We start from the raw sequence: 16,599 nt of genomic DNA, 5'->3' as shown, positions 1-16,599 counted from the left end.
TCGCCATTATGGACGGTTTCTCGACCAATCGGTTCTTCGCAGGCATCAAGGAGTATTTCCTGATGACCGTGGGCATGTTCCTCTACGCGTTCGGCTGGATAGGCTGCATCCTGCCTGCCGACGGCATGGGCGGCGGCGCGGCGGGTTTGTCGCTGGTGCTGTGCATGTTCGTCGAACACCTTTTCGGGTGGCAGGTGAGCATCGGCACGATGGTTTTCATGATCAATGCGCTGCTGCTGCTCGTGGCGGGATTCATCGTGGGGTGGAAGTTCGGCGTCAAGACCGTCTTCTCGATCATCATGATTTCCGTGGCGATGAACTTCTGGGAGAGCGTACTGCCGCCCGAAGGCCTCTTCTCGGGCCTGGAGAACATCCTCCAGGTTATCCTGGGCGGTATTCTGGCCGGTTCGGGCGTGGCCATCTGCTTCATGCAGGGCGGTTCGACGGGTGGTGTGGACATCGTGGCGATGATTATCAACAAATACCGCACGGTGCGCTACGGCAACATCGTCATGTGCTCGGACTTCATCATCATCGGCTCGTCGCTGCTGGTCGGCAAGACCCTCACGACGGTGGTCTACGGCTATATTCTCACGGCGGTCTTCGGCTATACGGTCGACATGATCATGTCGGGGAACCAGCAGTCGAACCAGATTTTCATCATGAGCCGCAAGTACGACGAAATCACCAAGGCCATTCTGGAAGTCGCCCACCGCGGTGTGACGCTGCTCGACGGCATGGGCGGCTATACGCGCGAGGAGATGAAGGTTGTGGTCGTCGTGTGCCGCAAGCGCGAGACGTCCGACGTGCTGAAGGTCGTCAAATCGGTCGACCCGACGGCTTTCATGTCGATAGGTTCCGTGGCGGGCGTCTACGGCCAGGGTTTCCAGTCCCTGCCCAAGATGTAGATGGAGCGCTTCGCCGATGTCGTGCTGCCGCTGGCGCAGCCGGCCTATACCTTTGCCGTCCCGGAGGGGATGGAGCTGGCGGCGGGCTGTGCTGTGGAGGTGCAGTTCGGCCCCCGCAAATTCCATACGGGAATCGTGTGGCGCGTGCATGAGCGCAGGCCCGATTTCAAACGTATCAAACCCGTGCAGCGTCCGCTGTACGACCGACCCCTGCTCACCGCGGCGCAGATGAAGCTGTGGGAGTGGGTCGCTTCCTATTACATGTGTTCGCTGGGCGAGGTGATGCGCGCGGCGCTGCCGTCGCTGATGAAGCCCTCGGCCGACAGCCGCGAGCGTTTCGCCGACGAGGAATTCCGCCCCCGCACGGAGTGCTATCTGTCGCTGGCGCCGGAACTTCGGGACGAAGAACGGCTCCACGAGGTGTTCGAGAAGCTGGAGCGCCGGGCGCCGAAGCAATACGAAGCGCTGCTTGAACTGGTCTCGGCCGGCGACGGCGGCGGACTGCCCGAGGGCGAGGTGCCGCGGCGGCTGTTGCAGGCCGACCGGGCTGTGCTGCATGCGCTGGAGCGCAAGGGCTTTGTCCGGGCTGCCGAACACGAACGCACCGCCGAGCGCGGCGAAGCCGTTTTCCGGCTGCCGCAGTTGACGCCCCACCAGCAGGCGGCGCTCGACGAACTGCGGCGCCAGTTTGCCGACGGCAAGGCGACGGCTCTGCTGCATGGGGTCACTTCGTCGGGCAAGACCGAAATCTACATCCATCTGATTGCCGAAGTGCTGGCGCGGGGCGGCGACGTGCTGCTGCTGGTGCCTGAAATCGCGCTGACGGCCCAGCTGATCGAACGCATGGAACGCATCTTCGGCAGCCGGGTGACCCCCTACCATTCGCGGCTGACGGACCGCCAACGCTCGGAAACCTACCTGCGGCTCAACCGCTCCGAGGGGGGCGAATTCGTGGTGGGGGTGCGGTCGTCGATATTCCTGCCGCTGGCGCGCCTGCAACTCATTATTGTCGACGAGGAACACGACGCCAGCTACAAGCAGGCCGAACCTGCGCCCCGCTACCATGCGCGCGACTGCGCTGTGATGATGGCGCGGATTTTCGGGGGCCGGACCCTGCTGGGGAGCGCCACCCCCTCGCTCGAAACGTGGCTCCACGCCTCGGGCGGGAAGTACGGCCGGGCGACGCTGAGCGAACGCTACGGCGATGCCCGGATGCCCGAAATCATCGTGTCGGACACGCTGCGGGCGGCGCGGCGCGGCGAACGGCACGCTCATTTCAACAAACTGCTGCTGGACAAAATCGGCGAGACGCTCGGCCGGGGCGAACAGGTCATGCTGTTTCAGAACCGCCGCGGTTTTTCGCCCTATGTGGAATGCACGGAGTGCGGCTGGACGGCCCGCTGTCCCGACTGCAACGTGACACTGACCTATCACAAGGCGGGCGGCAGGCTGGTCTGCCACTACTGCGGCCACAGCGAACCCGTGCCTGCCAAATGCCCGTCGTGCAAGGTCACCGATGTGGTGCCGATGGGATTCGGCACCGAGAAAATCGAAGAGGAGATAGCCCGCATCTTCCCCGAGGCGCGGGTGGCGCGGCTCGACCGCGATACGGTGACTTCCGAAAGGGCGTTCAGCGCCATTGTGGCGGCGTTCGCGCGCCGCGAAACCGACATCCTGGTAGGCACGCAGATGATAACCAAGGGGTTCGACTTCGAGGGGGTCGCGCTGGTGGGGATTCTCAACGCCGACAACATGCTTAACAATCCCGATTTCCGGGCCGGGGAACGGGCCTTCCAACTGATGATGCAGGTGGCGGGCCGGGCAGGCCGCCGGGCGCAGGGGGGCGAGGTGGTCATCCAGACCGCCGAACCGGGCCATCCGGTCGTCCGGCAGGTGGTCGAGGGCGATTTCGGGGCGATGGCCCGGATGCAGCTGGCCGACCGCGAAGCCTTTTTCTATCCGCCCTACGCCCGGCTGACGACCCTCACGCTGCGTCACCGCGATTTGCAGCTGCTGCGGCGCGGAGCCGTCCATCTGGCTGCCGGGCTGCGCCGACGCTTCGGCCGCCGACTATTGGGCCCGATGGCCCCGCCTGTCGACCGCATCCGCGGCGAATACCTGCTGGGGCTGCTGCTCAAAATCGAAAGCGGCGCATCGTCGGCCCGCGCCCGCGAACTGCTGGGCGCCGAATTGCAGGCTTTCGCGCAACACCCCGAATTCCGCCATATTGCCGTCATCCCCAATGTCGACCCTCAGTGAGCTGCTGCGCGATGCGGCCGCGCTTGTGCTTCCTCCGGTCTGCCCGGTCTGCGGCACGCGGCTGATGCCGGGCGAACGGGGGCTCTGCACGCTGTGCCGCCTGACGGCGCCGCTGACGGGCTACTGCGGCGAAGCCGACAATCCGGTGCTGCGCAAATTCTGGGGGCTGGTGCCCGTCGTGCGGGCGTCGGCTTTTCTGTATTACGTCCGGGACAGCGGGTGGCGGCGGATGATTCACGGATTCAAATACCGCGGAGCGTGGCTCGCGGCCCGGACCATGGGCGAGTGGTACGGCGAATGCTTGGCCGAAAGCGGGCTGTACGGCGGTGTGGATGCGGTGGTTCCGCTGCCGCTTCATCCCGTCAAGCGGATTTGGCGCGGATACAACCAGTCGGAATACCTTGCCGAGGGAATCGCCGCGGCGTTGGGGGTGGCGGTCGACCGCCGCAGCGTGCGCCGCAGCCGCTATACGGCATCGCAGGCGCTCAAACCGCACCGCGAACGGGCCGGAAACGTGGAGGGAGCCTTTGCGGTGCGGCATCCCGAACGGCTGGCGGGCAGGCATATCCTGCTGGTCGACGACGTGATGACAACGGGCAGCACCTTGGCCTCCTGCGCCCAAGCTATCGTGCAGGCGGTTCCCGACTGCCGCATCAGTATCGCCGTCCTTGCTGTTTCTCGCCGCGAGTTGGGGCTGAAAGAGTGACCTCTCCTCCCGCAAAATGAAAAACCGGCCTTGCAAAGGGCCGGTTTTTTGTTGTGTCGAGCGGGGCGCTAAGCCGGGCGGATGCGTCCGCGGAAGGTGCAGAGGTGGTTCTGCCCCCGGGCGTGTCCCATCCGGACGGCGCATTGGTCGCTGCCCGCATAGAGCGTGATGTACATTTCGTAAATTGCTTTTAGGTTCTTTTTATTCGCAATTTTCAATTGAAATATTCGGTCTCCCTTTTCAGTAACTGAATTTGCTTCAACCTGTACGTCATAAGATGCTCGTAAATCGCTCAATCGTCGAAACGGTTCGTTTCGGAAAAGTACTGATGATAAATTGAGCAATCCTTGATTGCCTTCTACGGAGAAATAACTGCTGGTTACGTCTGTGCGTTGACCGTTAGGAGCGTACACTTCGTCGATGTCAATGACATAATAACCTGCATCGAGGGCTGCGATTGCCACAATGGAGGAGGACTGCCGAGCAGAAGAGTTTTTTTGTGTCGCGCAGCCCGTAAGCAGCGCAGTGGCCGTCATTGCGGCAAGCAGGGTTCGGATGGATTTCTTCATGGCGGTGAGGTTTGCTGTCAAGATACAAAAAAACAGCGACACGGCCGCATCGTTCCATTTTTTTTGCGCTGTTTTTTGATATGTCCGCCCGAATCGCTACTTTTGAAGGCTGAAAGAAACCCTACGAAATGGCTAAGGATTTTATCCCTTCCCGGCGCAACGGCGAAGCCTACGAAGCGCTGACCGACACGCTCGGCAGCGTATCCCCGCAGGCGGTCGAACTGGAGGAAGCGGTACTGGGCGCGCTGATGCTCGAAAAGGACAGCATCATCGCGGTGCAGGAATTCGTGACCCCCGAATCGTTCTACACCGAGGAACACCGGCTCATATACAAGGCGATCGAAGAACTGTCGATGGAACTGAAGCCCATCGACCTCTACACCGTGACCGAACGGCTCAAGGTGAAGAAAGAGCTGAAGAAAGTCGGCGGGGCGTCGTATCTGGCCCAGCTGACGCAGAAAGTCGGGTCGGCGGCCAACGTGGAGTTCCACGCCAAAATCATTGCCCAGAAGTACGTGCAGCGCGAGCTGATACGCTCGGCGACCGAAATCCAGAAACGCTCCTACGACGAATCGACCGACGTGACGGAGCTGATCGGGTTTGCCGAGGGCGAAATCTTCAAGGTTTCGGAGGGGCATGTCAAGCGTTCGGTGCAGTCGTCCAAGGATATTCTGGCCCGGGCGCTGATGCAGATCGAGGAGGCCTCGAAGAACACCAGCGCTTTCAACGGCGTGCCGTCGGGCTTCATGGCCATCGACCGGGTGACGCTGGGCTGGCAGCTCTCGGACCTGATTATCATCGCGGCCCGTCCGTCGATGGGTAAAACGGCGTTCGTGCTTTCGATGGCCCGCAACATGGCCGTCGACCACGAAGCGGGCGTGGCGTTCTTCTCGCTCGAAATGTCGTCGGTGCAGCTGATGATGCGTCTTATCATCGCCGAGACGGGGCTGAGCGGCAATGACGTCAAGTCGGGCCGCCTGTCGCCCGAGCAGTGGCGCCACCTCGAATCGGCCACCAAGCCGCTGGGCGCCGCGCCTTTGTTCATCGACGACACCCCGGCCCTTTCGGTCTTCGAGTTCCGCTCCAAGGCCCGGCGGCTCAAGATTCACAACGACATCAAAATCATCATCATCGACTACCTCCAGCTCATGACGGGCAACCAGGACTCCAAGGGCAACCGCGAGCAGGAGGTGGCGTTCATTTCGCGCACGCTCAAGGCCATCGCCAAGGAACTGAACGTGCCGATTATCGCCCTGTCGCAGTTGAGCCGCGCCACCGAGATGCGCGGCGGCTCGAAGCGTCCGCAGCTCTCGGACCTGCGCGAATCGGGCGCCATCGAGCAGGACGCCGACATCGTGGCGTTCATCCACCGCCCGGAGTACTACGGCATCAACCAGGACGAGAACGGCATGCCGACGGCCGGAATGGCGGAAATCATCATCGCCAAGCACCGTAACGGCGCCGTGTGCGATGTCAATCTGCGCTTCCTCAAGGAGCAGGCGCGGTTCGCCGACCTGGACGATTCGATGCTGCCCCCCTCGCAGGCCTATGAAAGCCAGCAGGCTTACGATGATTATGCCAGCGGCTCGAACGGCGGTCCGGCACCGGGCGGCATGGGCGGTCTGGGAGCCGCTGCGGGCGGCGGCGAATTCGACATAACGCCTCCGTCGCTGGGCGATGAGGCTCCGTTTTAATCCGCACTACGCACCGTGTTCGTCAAGACATTCGCAGGGGCAGTCGTCGGTATCGACGCCGTGACGGTGACCGTCGAGGTCAACATCGCGGGCGGCGGGCTGGGGCTCTACTTGGTGGGGCTTCCCGACAACGCCGTGAAAGAGAGCGAGCAGCGCATCCGAGCGGCGTTCGAGAACTCCGGCGAACACATGTCGGGCAAGAAAGTGGTGGTCAACCTGGCCCCGGCCGACCTGCGCAAGGAGGGCGCCGCGTTCGACCTGCCGATTGCCGTGGGGATTCTGGCGGCCATGGGGCGGATAGAGACCGGTGCGCTGGCCGATACGCTGTTTGCGGGCGAACTGTCGCTCGACGGCTCGGTCAAACCCGTGCGGGGCATCCTGCCCGTAGCCATCCAGGCTCGGCACGACGGTGTGAAACGGCTGGTAGTACCCGCGGCCAATGCGGCCGAAGCGGCGGTCGTCGAGGGCGTCGAAGTGTTCGGGGCGGGCAGCCTGAAAGAGGTGGCCGCCTTTCTCAATGGCGAAGCGGAGATTGCTCCGGCTGTGGCGGCTGCGGACAAAACAGCGGTTGCGGAAGCGGGCCGCTACGACGAGGATTTCGCCGACGTCAAGGGGCAGGCCCATGTCAAGCGCGCGTTGGAAATCGCCGCCGCCGGGGGCCACAACGTACTGATGATCGGTTCGCCGGGTTCGGGCAAGACGATGCTGGCGCGCCGGATGCCTACGATTCTGCCGCCGCTTTCGTCCGAGGAGGCGCTGGAGACGACCAAAATCCACTCCGTGGCCGGACTGGCCGGCAGCGAGGGGCTGCTGTCGCGGCGTCCGTTCCGCTCGCCGCACCACACTGTGTCGCAGGTGGCGCTTATCGGCGGCGGGCAGTCGCCCCACCCGGGCGAAGTGTCGCTGGCCCACAACGGAGTGCTGTTTTTGGACGAACTGCCCGAGTTCGGCCGCAGTGCGCTGGAAGTGCTGCGCCAACCGCTGGAGGAGAAACGGATTACGGTGGCCCGGGCGCGCTACCGGGTGCTCTACCCGGCCAACTTCACGCTGGTCGCTGCCATGAACCCGTGTCCGTGCGGCTACTACAACCACCCCTCGAAAGAGTGCAGCTGCTCTTCGGGCGCGGTGCAGCGATACATGGGGCGGGTGTCGGGCCCGCTGATGGACCGCATCGACATGCACGTCGAGGTGACGCCCGTCGAAGCGTCCGAACTGGCCGACGCCGCGCCGGGCGAACCGAGCGCCGCCATTCGCGAACGGGTGTGCCGGGCGCGGGAGGTGCAGCGCGAACGCTTCCGCGATTGTGCGGGGGTGCATACCAACGCCATGATGAACGCGGCGATGCTGCGCGAATACTGCCGGCTGGACACCGCGTCGTCGGCGCTGCTGGAACAGGCCATGCAACGGCTGTCGCTCTCGGCCCGGGCCTACGACCGGATTCTGAAAGTGGCGCGCACGATTGCCGACCTGGCGGGACGCGAACGGATCGATGCGGCCGACGTGGCCGAAGCGATCAACTACCGTTCGCTCGACCGCGAGAGCTGGGGACGATGAAAATTAAGAATTGAAAATTATCCGGTTCGCCGTTCGGGGCGGCGACGAAGCGGGCGGAAGATTCCTCGCTTCGCTCGGAACGACAGAACAGGCGGATCGAAATTGACCGATACGATGAAGACGAAGAAACATATCATTCTTTCGGGCGGCGGCACGGGCGGCCATATCTATCCGGCCGTGGCGGTTGCCGAAGCCTTGCAGCGCCGTTTGGGCGACGGTGTGGAACTGCTGTTCGTGGGCGCCGAGGGCAAGATGGAGATGGAAAAGGTCCCTGCCCTGGGCTATCGCATCGTGGGGCTGCCCATCGCCGGATTGCAGCGGCGTCTGGAATGGCGCAACCTGCTGGTGCCGCTGAAGGTGTGGCGCAGCATCCGGCTGGCCCGCAAGACCATCCGTGAATTCGGCGCCGATGCCGTTGTGGGCTTCGGGGGCTATGCCAGCGCTCCGGTGCTGTGGGCGGCCCAGCGCATGGGAGTGCCGACCCTGATTCAAGAGCAGAATTCCTATGCCGGGGTGACCAACAAGATTCTTGCGAAAGGCACCCGGCGCATCTGCACGGCCTACGAGGGGATGGAACGGTTTTTCCCGGCCGGCAAAATCCGGCTCACGGGCAACCCGCTGCGGGGACGCTTCTCCAAGGAGGGGGCCGACCGGGCCGAAGCGCTGCGGCACTACGGCTTCACGCCCGACAAGCAAGTGGTGCTGGTGGTCGGGGGATCGCTCGGCACCCGGTCGCTCAACGAAATGATGAAACACTGGATTTGCTCGCTCGGTGGAGCTGAAGCTCCCGTGCAGGTCATCTGGCAGACGGGCAAATATTACGAACGCGAAATGCGCGAATTCCTGGCGGCCCATCCGACGCCGGGCATCTGGCAGGGGGCGTTCATCGAGCGGATGGACCGCGCCTATGCGGCGGCCGACCTGGTGGTGTCGCGCAGCGGCGCGGGGACGGTGTCGGAGCTGTGCCTGGTGGCCAAGCCTGTGCTGTTCGTACCCTCGCCCAACGTGGCGGAGGACCACCAGACCAAGAACGCCCGGGCGCTGGAACAGCACGGGGCGGCGGCTATCGTGACCGATGCCGCATGCCGCACCGATGCGATGCCGCGGGCGCTGGAACTGCTTGCCGACGGGCAGGCGCTGCGCCGCATGAGCGAAAACCTCGAAAAGCTGGCCCGACCGCGGGCCGCCGAAGAAATCGTGGACGAAATCATTCAATTGCTGGCATAGTATGGAGTTCTCGAAAGTCTATTTCCTGGGAATCGGGGGCATCGGCATGAGCGCCCTGGCGCGCTACTTCCTCCACGAGGGCAAGCGGGTGGCGGGCTACGACCGCACGCCGTCGCGGCTGACCGCCGAGCTGGAGGCCGAAGGGGCCGAAGTGCATTACGACGACGATGTGCAGGCCATTCCGGCGGCGTTTCTCGACCCGCGCGACACGATGGTGGTCTATACGCCTGCTGTGCCGCAGGACCACAGCGAATACCGCTATTTCTGCGAGAACAGATTCACGGTCGAGAAGCGCTCGCAGATGCTGGGTCATCTGGCCGAGGGCAAGTACGTGATGGCCGTGGCGGGCACGCACGGCAAGACGACCACGTCGACGCTCGTGGCGTGGCTCAACCGGGCGCTGACGGGCGGCGGTTCGGCTTTCTTGGGCGGCATATCGAAGAACTTCGGCGGCAACCTGGTGCTGGGCGACGGACCCCGGCTGGCGGTCGAAGCCGACGAATTCGACCGTTCGTTCCTGCGGCTTTTCCCCGATGTGGCGGTGGTCACCTCGGCCGATGCCGACCATCTGGACATCTACGGTACGCACGAAGCGGTGAAGGAGGCTTTTTCGCAGTTCGTGCGGCAAATCCGCCCGGGCGGCTTCCTCGTTATCAAGCAGGGAGTCGACATCGTGCTTGACAATCCGGCAATCCGGGTCTACCGCTATGCCTACGATACGCCGTGCGACTTCTATGCCCGCAACGTGCGGCTACAGGAGGGCGGGCACTATCTGTTCGACCTTGTGACGCCGGGCGGGGCGGTCGAAGACTGCACGCTGGGGATTCCCGGGTGGGTCAACATCGAGAATGCCGTGGCGGCCGTGGCGGCCGTATGGTGCGCCGCGCAGGCCGAGGGAGCGGCGTTCGATGCTGAGCGGCTCCGGGCGGCGCTGGCGTCGTTCTCGGGCGTCAAGCGGCGTTTCGAGTTCTACGTGAACACGCCCAGGCAAGTCTACATGGACGACTACGCCCACCATCCGCGCGAACTGGCCGCGACGCTCACGTCGGTGCGCAAGATGTTCCCCGGGCGGCGCATCACGGCGCTGTTCCAACCCCACCTCTACACCCGCACGCGGGACTTCTACGCCGGATTCGCCGAAGCGCTTTCGCATGCCGACGAGGCGGTGGTGCTGCCGATTTACCCGGCCCGCGAGGAACCGATTCCGGGCGTGACCTCCGAAATCATCGCCGAGCGGGTGACCGTTCCCTGCCGCATCGTCGGGCGCGAACAACTGGCCGACGAAGTGGCCGCCATGGATACCGACGTTGTGGTGAGCTTCGGCGCAGGCAACATCGACGCCTGCTGCGAAGCCATCGCCGAAAAACTCCGTCCGAAAAGCTGATACCGAATGCCTATGAACCGTTCGCTGCGATACGTTTTGCTGGCGCTGCTGTGGAGCGCGGTGGCGGGCTACCTGTGCTTTGCGGGAGCTGTGGCCGTGCGCGGCCGTGCGAAACGGACGGTCTCGCGGGTCGAAATCGAAGTGGTCGACAGCACCTCGCGGGGCTGTCTGGTCTCGACGATGCGCGCGCGCGAATGGATAGGCCGCAGCGGAATTCCCACGATCGGCACGGCAGTTGATGCGGTGGACCTGCGGGGCATCGAACGGCTGATAGCCCGCAACGGTTTTGTGAAGGAAGCGATTGCATCGGTGGACTATTCGGGCACGCTGCGTGTTTCGATCAGCCAGCGCGAACCGCTGCTGCGGCTGCTGACCGACGGGACGAACAGCTATGTGACGGCCGACGGCTACGTGTTCGCGGCGCCCAAGGCCTCGTCGCTCTATGTTCCGGTTGTCACGGGCGACTACCGCCTGCCGTTCCCCAAGGACTATGTGGGCAGCGTGCACGCCTACATGCAGGCCGAACTGGCCAAGTCGGAAGCGCGGATTGCCGCCCTCGAAAAAGAAAAATACCCCTTTTTCCGGCAGGAAATCGAAATCGAACGCCGCATGAAGGAGGTGCGCCGCCGCCGAATCCGGCAGGGCTTTTTCGAGCGGGCGACCGACTTCGAGCGCCGGGTCGCCGAACTCAGGGAGGAGAAGACCGTCCTGCGCCGCAAGTTCCGCTACGAAGCCGCCCAGGTGCAGGAACGCATCGACCGGCTGGGCCGCCGGCAGGAGGAGGAGCGCGAACGGCAAAAAAAATTGGTCGAAAACTACGAAGATTTCGCGAAACTCCTTACCTTTGTGGAAAGTGTCCGCAGCGATGCGTTCTGGAGGTCGGAAATCGTGCAGATAATTGCCCGCACGACCCCCGGCGGAGCCTTGGAGGTCGATCTGGTGCCGCGCAGCGGCCGCCATGTCGTCCGTTTCGGGCGTCTGGAGCAGGCCGACCGCAAGTTCGGCAAGCTGATGCGCTTCTACGAAGGGGGCCTTTCGCGCATCGGATGGGACCGCTACCGGACCATAGACATCAGATATAACGAGCAGGTGGTTTGCAGGAAATAAAAGATTCAGCCGTGGAAACAAAAAACTATACCGTTGCGGTCGATTTGGGTTCGTCGTCCGTCGTGGTCGCCGTCGGGGAGACGCGCGACGACGGCCGGATGCACGTCGCGGCCGTGGTCTCGAAGCCCGTGGAGGGGGTCAACGCCGGGCGGATCGACAACATCGAGCTGGTGAGCCGGGCCATCCGGGAAGCCGTTTCGGAGGTCGAAGCCCAACTGGGCATCCGCATCACGGAGGCTTACGCCGGCATTTCGGGCGATTTCGTGCGGTGCGCGCGCCATACGGACCATGTCTATGTCTTCGATCCCGAAACGGGGGTCAGCCAGCGCGATGTCGACGCGCTGTTCGACCGCATGCGCAATGTGCAGGCGCCCGACGACGAGACCATCATGGAGCGTATCCCGCAGAACTACATGGTCGACGACAGCCAGGAGGTGAAGAACCCCGTCGGGTCGTTCGGCAAGAAACTCTCGTCGACGTTCAATTTCATCCTGTGCCACAAAACCCCCATCCAGCGGCTCGATATGGCGCTGAAGCGGCTCAGTATCAAGATGCTGGGTGTATTCTCCGACGCGCTGGCCACTCCTGAGGCGGTGCTGCTGCCCGAAGAAAAGGAGGAGGGTGTCGCCGTAGTCGATTTGGGGGCAGGGGTCACCGACGTCACGGTCTACTATCGCAACGTAGTGCGCTATACGGTCTCCATCCCGATGGGCGCTTCGGCCATCAACCGCGACATCCGCACGATGGGGGTTCCCGAAAAACATGTCGAAAGCCTCAAGCGCCGCTATGGTTCGGCGGTCGCCGAGCTGGCGCCCGAGGACAAGCTCATACGTGTCAACGGCCGCACGGCCCGCGAAGCCAAAGATATTTTGCTGCGCAACCTCGCAACGGTCATCGAAGCGCGCGCGACCGACATCGCAGAGTTCGTGCAACAGGAAATCAAGGATTCGGGCTACGCGTCGAAACTCGCCTACGGCATCGTGCTTACGGGCGGTTCGGCCCAACTGAAAGACCTCGACGAGCTGTTCCGCCGCGTGACCGAAACGGACGTGCGTGTGGCGGTGCCCGATGTGGGCATTGCCGAAGAATCGGGCGAGTTAGCGGCCAATCCGGCTTATGCGACGGCGGTCGGCATTCTGCTCAAGGGTGCGGCACAAGGTGCCTGCGCCGTGGTCGAGTTCGTGGCTCCGGCCGCGTCCGCTCCCGCTGCGTCGGCACCGGCGGCCCAGCCTGCGGCGCCTGCGCGTCCGGCTCCGGCCCAACCTCGTCCGGCCGCTTCGGAGCCCCGTCGCGGTTTCGTACCGCCCGCCGCTCAGCCTGCGGCACAACCCGCTCCCCAACCTGCTCCTGCGCCCCGGCCCGCACAGCCCCGGGCGGCTCAGCCGCGCCCTGTGCAGCCCCAGCCCGAAGCTCCGGCACCGACGGCTCAGCCTGTCGCCCGCATTCCGGCCCGGCAGCCCGCGCCCCAGCAGGAACCCCCGAGAATCGAACCCCGCCAACCGCTGGCCGCGCAGCCGGAACCCGAGGAGGAACGCCCCGTGGTGATAGATTCGCGGCGCAAACGCGACTGGAGCTCCATATTCCAGAAAGCGTTCGACAAGGTGAACCAAAGTTTCACGGCCGCCGAAGACGAGGAAATCTGACGCCGGGGGAGCGCTCACGAATTACGCAACAGAGAATCGAACAGCGATTGCATAATCTGCCTTTCAACGACTTATGACAGACGAATTGATGTCGGAAATCAGAGCGCCGCGCGGCACGCGGTCGATTATCACGGTGGTGGGAATCGGCGGTGCGGGCGGCAATGCCGTCAACCACATGTGGAGTCTCGGCATCCGCGGCGTGTCGTTCATGGTCTGCAACACGGACCAGCAGGCGCTCGACAAGAGCCCGGTGGAGACCAAAATCCGTCTCGGCGCCGAAGGGCTCGGGGCGGGCAACGACCCCGAGAACGGACGCCGTGCCGCCGTGGAGACCCTGCCCGAAATCCGGCAGCACTTCGAGGAAGCGGGCACGCGGATGCTCTTCATCACGGCCGGAATGGGCGGCGGCACGGGTACGGGCGCTTCGCCCGTCATCGCCAAGCTGGCCCGCGAAATGGGGCTGCTGACCGTGGCTATCGTCACTTCGCCGCTGGCCGTCGAGGGCAAAATCCGCTATGAGCAGGCGTTCCGCGGTATTGAGGAATTGCGGCAGAACGTCGATTCGCTGCTGATTATCAACAACGAGAACATTCTCGAAATCTACGGGCGTCTGTCGCTCAAGCAGGCGTTCGGCAAGGCCGACGACATATTGGCGTCGGCCGCCAAGGGCATTGCCGAAATCATCACCGTGGAGAGCGACCTGGTCAACGTCGACTTCGCCGATGTCTCCAAGGTCATGCGCAATTCGGGCCGCGCCCACATGGCCGTTGCGACGGCCGAGGGCAACGGACGCGCCGAATCGGTGGCCGAAGCGTCGCTGCGCTCGCCGCTGCTGGACCACAACCTTATTTCCGGGGCCAAGAATATCTTGCTCAACATTTCCGTGTCGAACGCCGACGAACTGATGTACGAGGAAGTCACGCGCATCCTCGAATACATCCAGGCCCATGCCAGCGTGCAGGACGAGAACGGTGTGGTCCACGACGCCAATATTATCTGGGGCACGAGCGAAAAGCCGCAGCTGGGCAACGCCATTGAGCTGGTGGTAGTCGCCACCGGATTCCGGAGCGAGGAGGTGCCCGAGGCGATGAAGCAGATCATTCCGCCTGCGCGGACCGTTCAGCCTGTCGGAGCTGCGGAGCCGGGGGCTCCGGTGCTGGAGCCTATCAAACCGCTGGCTCCGGCCAAGCCGGCACAGCCGCGGCCCGGCGAACAGGTGGTGCTGGGCGCCAAGTCGACCCGCTACAGCAATATCGACGCGCTGCTTTCCAAACCCGCCTACCAGTCGCGCAACTCGAAGTTCGTGGAGCGCGTTTCCGGCGGCCGCAAAGAGGTGCTGCGCGACAAGACGGCCGAGAACCAGGCGCCCAAGGAGGAGCCGGACAGCGGTTCGCTTTTCGACTAACTAACACGCTCTCGGTTTGGAAGAGACCCCCTGGATTCATTTCAACGGTTTTTCGGCCCATATCGCTGTGCTCTGTGCGGTGACGCTGGTGCTGCTGTGCATTTCGGCCTTGGTGTCGGGTGCCGAAACCTCGTTTTTCTCGCTCTCGCACAACGACGTGCAGCGGCTCAAGCAGCGTTCGAGCGCTTCGGCCGCCGCTGTGCTGAGACTGTTGGGCGATGTCGACATGTTGCTGGCAACGATTCTGGTAGCCAACAACCTGGTCAATATCTGCATTACGATTCTTACGGCAAGCATCGTCGATGCGGCCTTCACGTTCTCCCACCTGGAGTTCCTTTTCAAGACCGTCGTCGTTACGTTCCTGCTGCTGCTTTTCGGCGAGGTGCTGCCCAAGGTGCTGGCGCAGACCACGCCCATGCGCTTTGCGCAGTTCGTCGCCCAGCCGCTTATCGTCCTGCGGTGGGTGCTCTATCCGCTGTCGTTCATCCTTGTGCGGACCAGCAGCCGCATCAGCGAAAAGGCGGCCCACAAGAGCGAAATTTCGCTCGACGAGCTGGCCGATGCCGTCGACATGACGCAGGCTTCCAACCCCGAAGAACATGTCATGCTGTCGGGAATCGTCAACTTCGTCAATACCGAAGTGCAGGAAATCATGAAGCCGCGCGTCGACATCACGGCGCTGGAGCTCACCGACGACTACGAAAAGGTCAAGCGCACCATTATTGCGTCGGGCTTTTCGCGTATTCCCGTCTTCGAGGAGGACATCGACAACATTCGCGGCACGCTCTACGTCAAGGACCTGCTGCCCTATATCAACCACGGCAACGAATTCGGGTGGCAGCAGCTCATACGCAAGCCCTATTTCGTGCCCGAGCACAAGAAAATCAACGACCTGCTGGGCGATTTCCAGACCAACAAGGTCCACATGGCCATCGTCGTCGACGAATACGGTTCGACGCTCGGCCTGGTGTCGCTGGAAGACATCATCGAAGAGATCGTCGGCGAGATTTCCGACGAGAGCGACAACGACGAGAGCTTCTACACGCGGCTCAATGCCAAGAGCTACCTGTTCGACGGCAAGACCCATATCGGCGATTTCGAGCGCATTCTCTCGCTCGACGAGGAGACTTTCTCCGACGTGCGGGGCGACGCTGAGACGCTGGCGGGGCTGATGCTCGAACTCAAGCGCGACTTCCCGCGCAAGGGCGATGTCTTCACTTCGCACGACATCCGTTTCACGGTCAAGGAGATGGATGCCCACCGCATTGACAAAATCCGCGTGGATCTGAAATAGTTGCGCGTGTTGAAAAATAGTTTCCGTCTTGCCGCGTCGGACGAAAACCGGGCTTGAACCCAATGGGTGACAATGTTCTGTGCGGTCGGTCGGAGTGCGGCCCTATTTATAATTCTTAATTTTTCATTTTTCATTCGGTCGATGTTCCGCCTCTTTGTCGAACGGCCCATGTCCGCTTCCGATGCCGCCCCATGGGCGACGCCGGACGAACTTGCGTCGGCGGCGGCTTTTCCGCCAGCACGGCAGGCGGAGTGGCTTTCGTGGCGGGCAATCGTGCGGCGGGAAGTGTGCCGCGAATTCGGGTGCCGTCCGGCTGAAATCGCAATCGCTTACAACGAGACGGGGGCTCCCGTCGTCGAGGGGGCGGCGGTGCATGCGGCGGTTTCGCATTGCCGGGGAAGCGTCGCCGTGGGGCTGTCCGACGCTCCGTGTGCGGTGGACATCGAATCGCTGGACCGGAATTTCGGCCGCATCGCATCCCGCTATATGACCCCCGCGGAGCAGGCGCTCTCTGACGACCCGCGGTGGCCTGCCGTGGTGTGGAGCGCCAAGGAGACCCTTTATAAATATGCCGGGCGCAAAGAGCTCGATTTGCTCTGCGACCTGCGTGTGGAGCAGGCCGATTTCTCGGCTGGCAGGCTTGTCGGCCGGATTCGCGGCGGCGAAGTGCTGTTATTGGGCTTTCTGTTCTTCGCGGGCCGCGTCATCGTCTTTTTGTCGTAGTCATGGAAAGCCCTCCGCCCCGTTTGCCTGCAGCTTCCGCTCCGGATGCCGATGCGGCGCTTCTCAGTGTTGAGTTCGAGGAATAAACAGAAAGCGACCGGAACCGTATACGGTTCCGGTCGCTTT

Annotated in this window: 13 protein-coding genes; 12 read left to right on the top strand and 1 reads right to left on the bottom strand. The window is 63.1% G+C overall.

The window, feature by feature from the left end; genetic code table 11:
- The first annotated feature begins 8 nt into the window (after nucleotides 1-8).
- The 3 genes from NFR47_RS01495 to NFR47_RS01485 are packed head-to-tail and all read left to right on the top strand — an operon-like array spanning nucleotide 9 to nucleotide 3,873.
- Nucleotides 9-908: a YitT family protein gene (locus NFR47_RS01495; protein ID WP_251213816.1), complete on the top strand. Its 900-nt coding sequence runs from the start codon at nucleotides 9-11 to the stop codon at nucleotides 906-908.
- Nucleotides 909-3,167 (top strand): replication restart helicase PriA, encoded by a 2,259-nt coding sequence (priA, locus tag NFR47_RS01490; protein WP_251213815.1) that lies wholly within the window; start codon nucleotides 909-911, stop codon nucleotides 3,165-3,167.
- Nucleotides 3,151-3,873: a ComF family protein gene (locus NFR47_RS01485; RefSeq protein ID WP_251213814.1), complete on the top strand. Its 723-nt coding sequence runs from the start codon at nucleotides 3,151-3,153 to the stop codon at nucleotides 3,871-3,873. Before priA ends, NFR47_RS01485 begins: the two co-directional genes overlap by 17 nt.
- Nucleotides 3,874-3,941: 68 nt before the next feature.
- On the opposite strand, the gene NFR47_RS01480 is transcribed toward NFR47_RS01485, so the two are convergent.
- Nucleotides 3,942-4,442, bottom strand: a complete 501-nt coding sequence (locus NFR47_RS01480) for a DUF4251 domain-containing protein (RefSeq protein ID WP_251213813.1) — start codon at nucleotides 4,440-4,442, stop codon at nucleotides 3,942-3,944.
- A 128-nt stretch (nucleotides 4,443-4,570) separates the two neighbouring features.
- Between NFR47_RS01480 and dnaB the strand changes: the two genes are divergently transcribed.
- The 9 genes from dnaB (at nucleotide 4,571) to NFR47_RS01435 (ending at nucleotide 16,473) form a co-directional block, all read left to right on the top strand.
- Entirely contained in the window at nucleotides 4,571-6,136 is a 1,566-nt protein-coding gene (gene dnaB, locus NFR47_RS01475) for a replicative DNA helicase (RefSeq protein ID WP_251213812.1), read from the top strand.
- A 15-nt stretch (nucleotides 6,137-6,151) separates the two neighbouring features.
- Nucleotides 6,152-7,690, top strand: coding sequence for a YifB family Mg chelatase-like AAA ATPase (locus NFR47_RS01470; protein WP_251213811.1), 1,539 nt, complete (start codon nucleotides 6,152-6,154; stop codon nucleotides 7,688-7,690).
- Nucleotides 7,691-7,804: 114 nt separating this feature from the next.
- Nucleotides 7,805-8,917 (top strand): undecaprenyldiphospho-muramoylpentapeptide beta-N-acetylglucosaminyltransferase, encoded by a 1,113-nt coding sequence (murG, locus tag NFR47_RS01465; protein WP_251213810.1) that lies wholly within the window; start codon nucleotides 7,805-7,807, stop codon nucleotides 8,915-8,917.
- A gap of 1 nt (nucleotide 8,918) precedes the next feature.
- Nucleotides 8,919-10,301: a UDP-N-acetylmuramate--L-alanine ligase gene (murC, locus tag NFR47_RS01460; RefSeq protein ID WP_251213809.1), complete on the top strand. Its 1,383-nt coding sequence runs from the start codon at nucleotides 8,919-8,921 to the stop codon at nucleotides 10,299-10,301.
- 12 nt (nucleotides 10,302-10,313) lie between these two features.
- Nucleotides 10,314-11,408 (top strand): cell division protein FtsQ/DivIB, encoded by a 1,095-nt coding sequence (locus NFR47_RS01455; protein ID WP_251213808.1) that lies wholly within the window; start codon nucleotides 10,314-10,316, stop codon nucleotides 11,406-11,408.
- An 11-nt stretch (nucleotides 11,409-11,419) separates the two neighbouring features.
- The gene (gene ftsA, locus NFR47_RS01450; protein ID WP_251213807.1) at nucleotides 11,420-13,051 is read left to right on the top strand and encodes a cell division protein FtsA; all 1,632 of its coding nucleotides are present in this window, start codon (nucleotides 11,420-11,422) and stop codon (nucleotides 13,049-13,051) included.
- 73 nt (nucleotides 13,052-13,124) lie between these two features.
- Nucleotides 13,125-14,456, top strand: a complete 1,332-nt coding sequence (gene ftsZ / locus NFR47_RS01445; protein ID WP_251213806.1) for a cell division protein FtsZ — start codon at nucleotides 13,125-13,127, stop codon at nucleotides 14,454-14,456.
- A gap of 16 nt (nucleotides 14,457-14,472) precedes the next feature.
- Nucleotides 14,473-15,750, top strand: coding sequence for a gliding motility-associated protein GldE (gene gldE, locus NFR47_RS01440; protein WP_251213805.1), 1,278 nt, complete (start codon nucleotides 14,473-14,475; stop codon nucleotides 15,748-15,750).
- A gap of 141 nt (nucleotides 15,751-15,891) precedes the next feature.
- A complete protein-coding gene (locus NFR47_RS01435) occupies nucleotides 15,892-16,473 on the top strand; it encodes a 4'-phosphopantetheinyl transferase family protein (RefSeq protein ID WP_251213804.1) in 582 nt (193 codons plus the stop codon).
- Nucleotides 16,474-16,599: the final 126 nt, after the last annotated feature.

It is taken from the genome of Alistipes muris, from assembly GCF_943193205.1.
GTDB lineage: Bacteria > Bacteroidota > Bacteroidia > Bacteroidales > Rikenellaceae > Alistipes > Alistipes muris.
This window is presented reverse-complemented; position numbering and strand designations above follow the sequence as displayed.

Coding starts and splice junctions, on each gene's coding strand:
- NFR47_RS01495 (WP_251213816.1), top strand. CDS start 9: ATGGACGGTTTCTCGACCAATCGGTTCTTCGCAGGCATCAAGGAGTAT.
- priA (WP_251213815.1), top strand. CDS start 909: ATGGAGCGCTTCGCCGATGTCGTGCTGCCGCTGGCGCAGCCGGCCTAT.
- NFR47_RS01485 (WP_251213814.1), top strand. CDS start 3,151: ATGTCGACCCTCAGTGAGCTGCTGCGCGATGCGGCCGCGCTTGTGCTT.
- NFR47_RS01480 (WP_251213813.1), bottom strand. CDS start 4,442: ATGAAGAAATCCATCCGAACCCTGCTTGCCGCAATGACGGCCACTGCG.
- dnaB (WP_251213812.1), top strand. CDS start 4,571: ATGGCTAAGGATTTTATCCCTTCCCGGCGCAACGGCGAAGCCTACGAA.
- murG (WP_251213810.1), top strand. CDS start 7,805: ATGAAGACGAAGAAACATATCATTCTTTCGGGCGGCGGCACGGGCGGC.
- murC (WP_251213809.1), top strand. CDS start 8,919: ATGGAGTTCTCGAAAGTCTATTTCCTGGGAATCGGGGGCATCGGCATG.
- NFR47_RS01455 (WP_251213808.1), top strand. CDS start 10,314: ATGAACCGTTCGCTGCGATACGTTTTGCTGGCGCTGCTGTGGAGCGCG.
- ftsZ (WP_251213806.1), top strand. CDS start 13,125: ATGACAGACGAATTGATGTCGGAAATCAGAGCGCCGCGCGGCACGCGG.
- NFR47_RS01435 (WP_251213804.1), top strand. CDS start 15,892: ATGTTCCGCCTCTTTGTCGAACGGCCCATGTCCGCTTCCGATGCCGCC.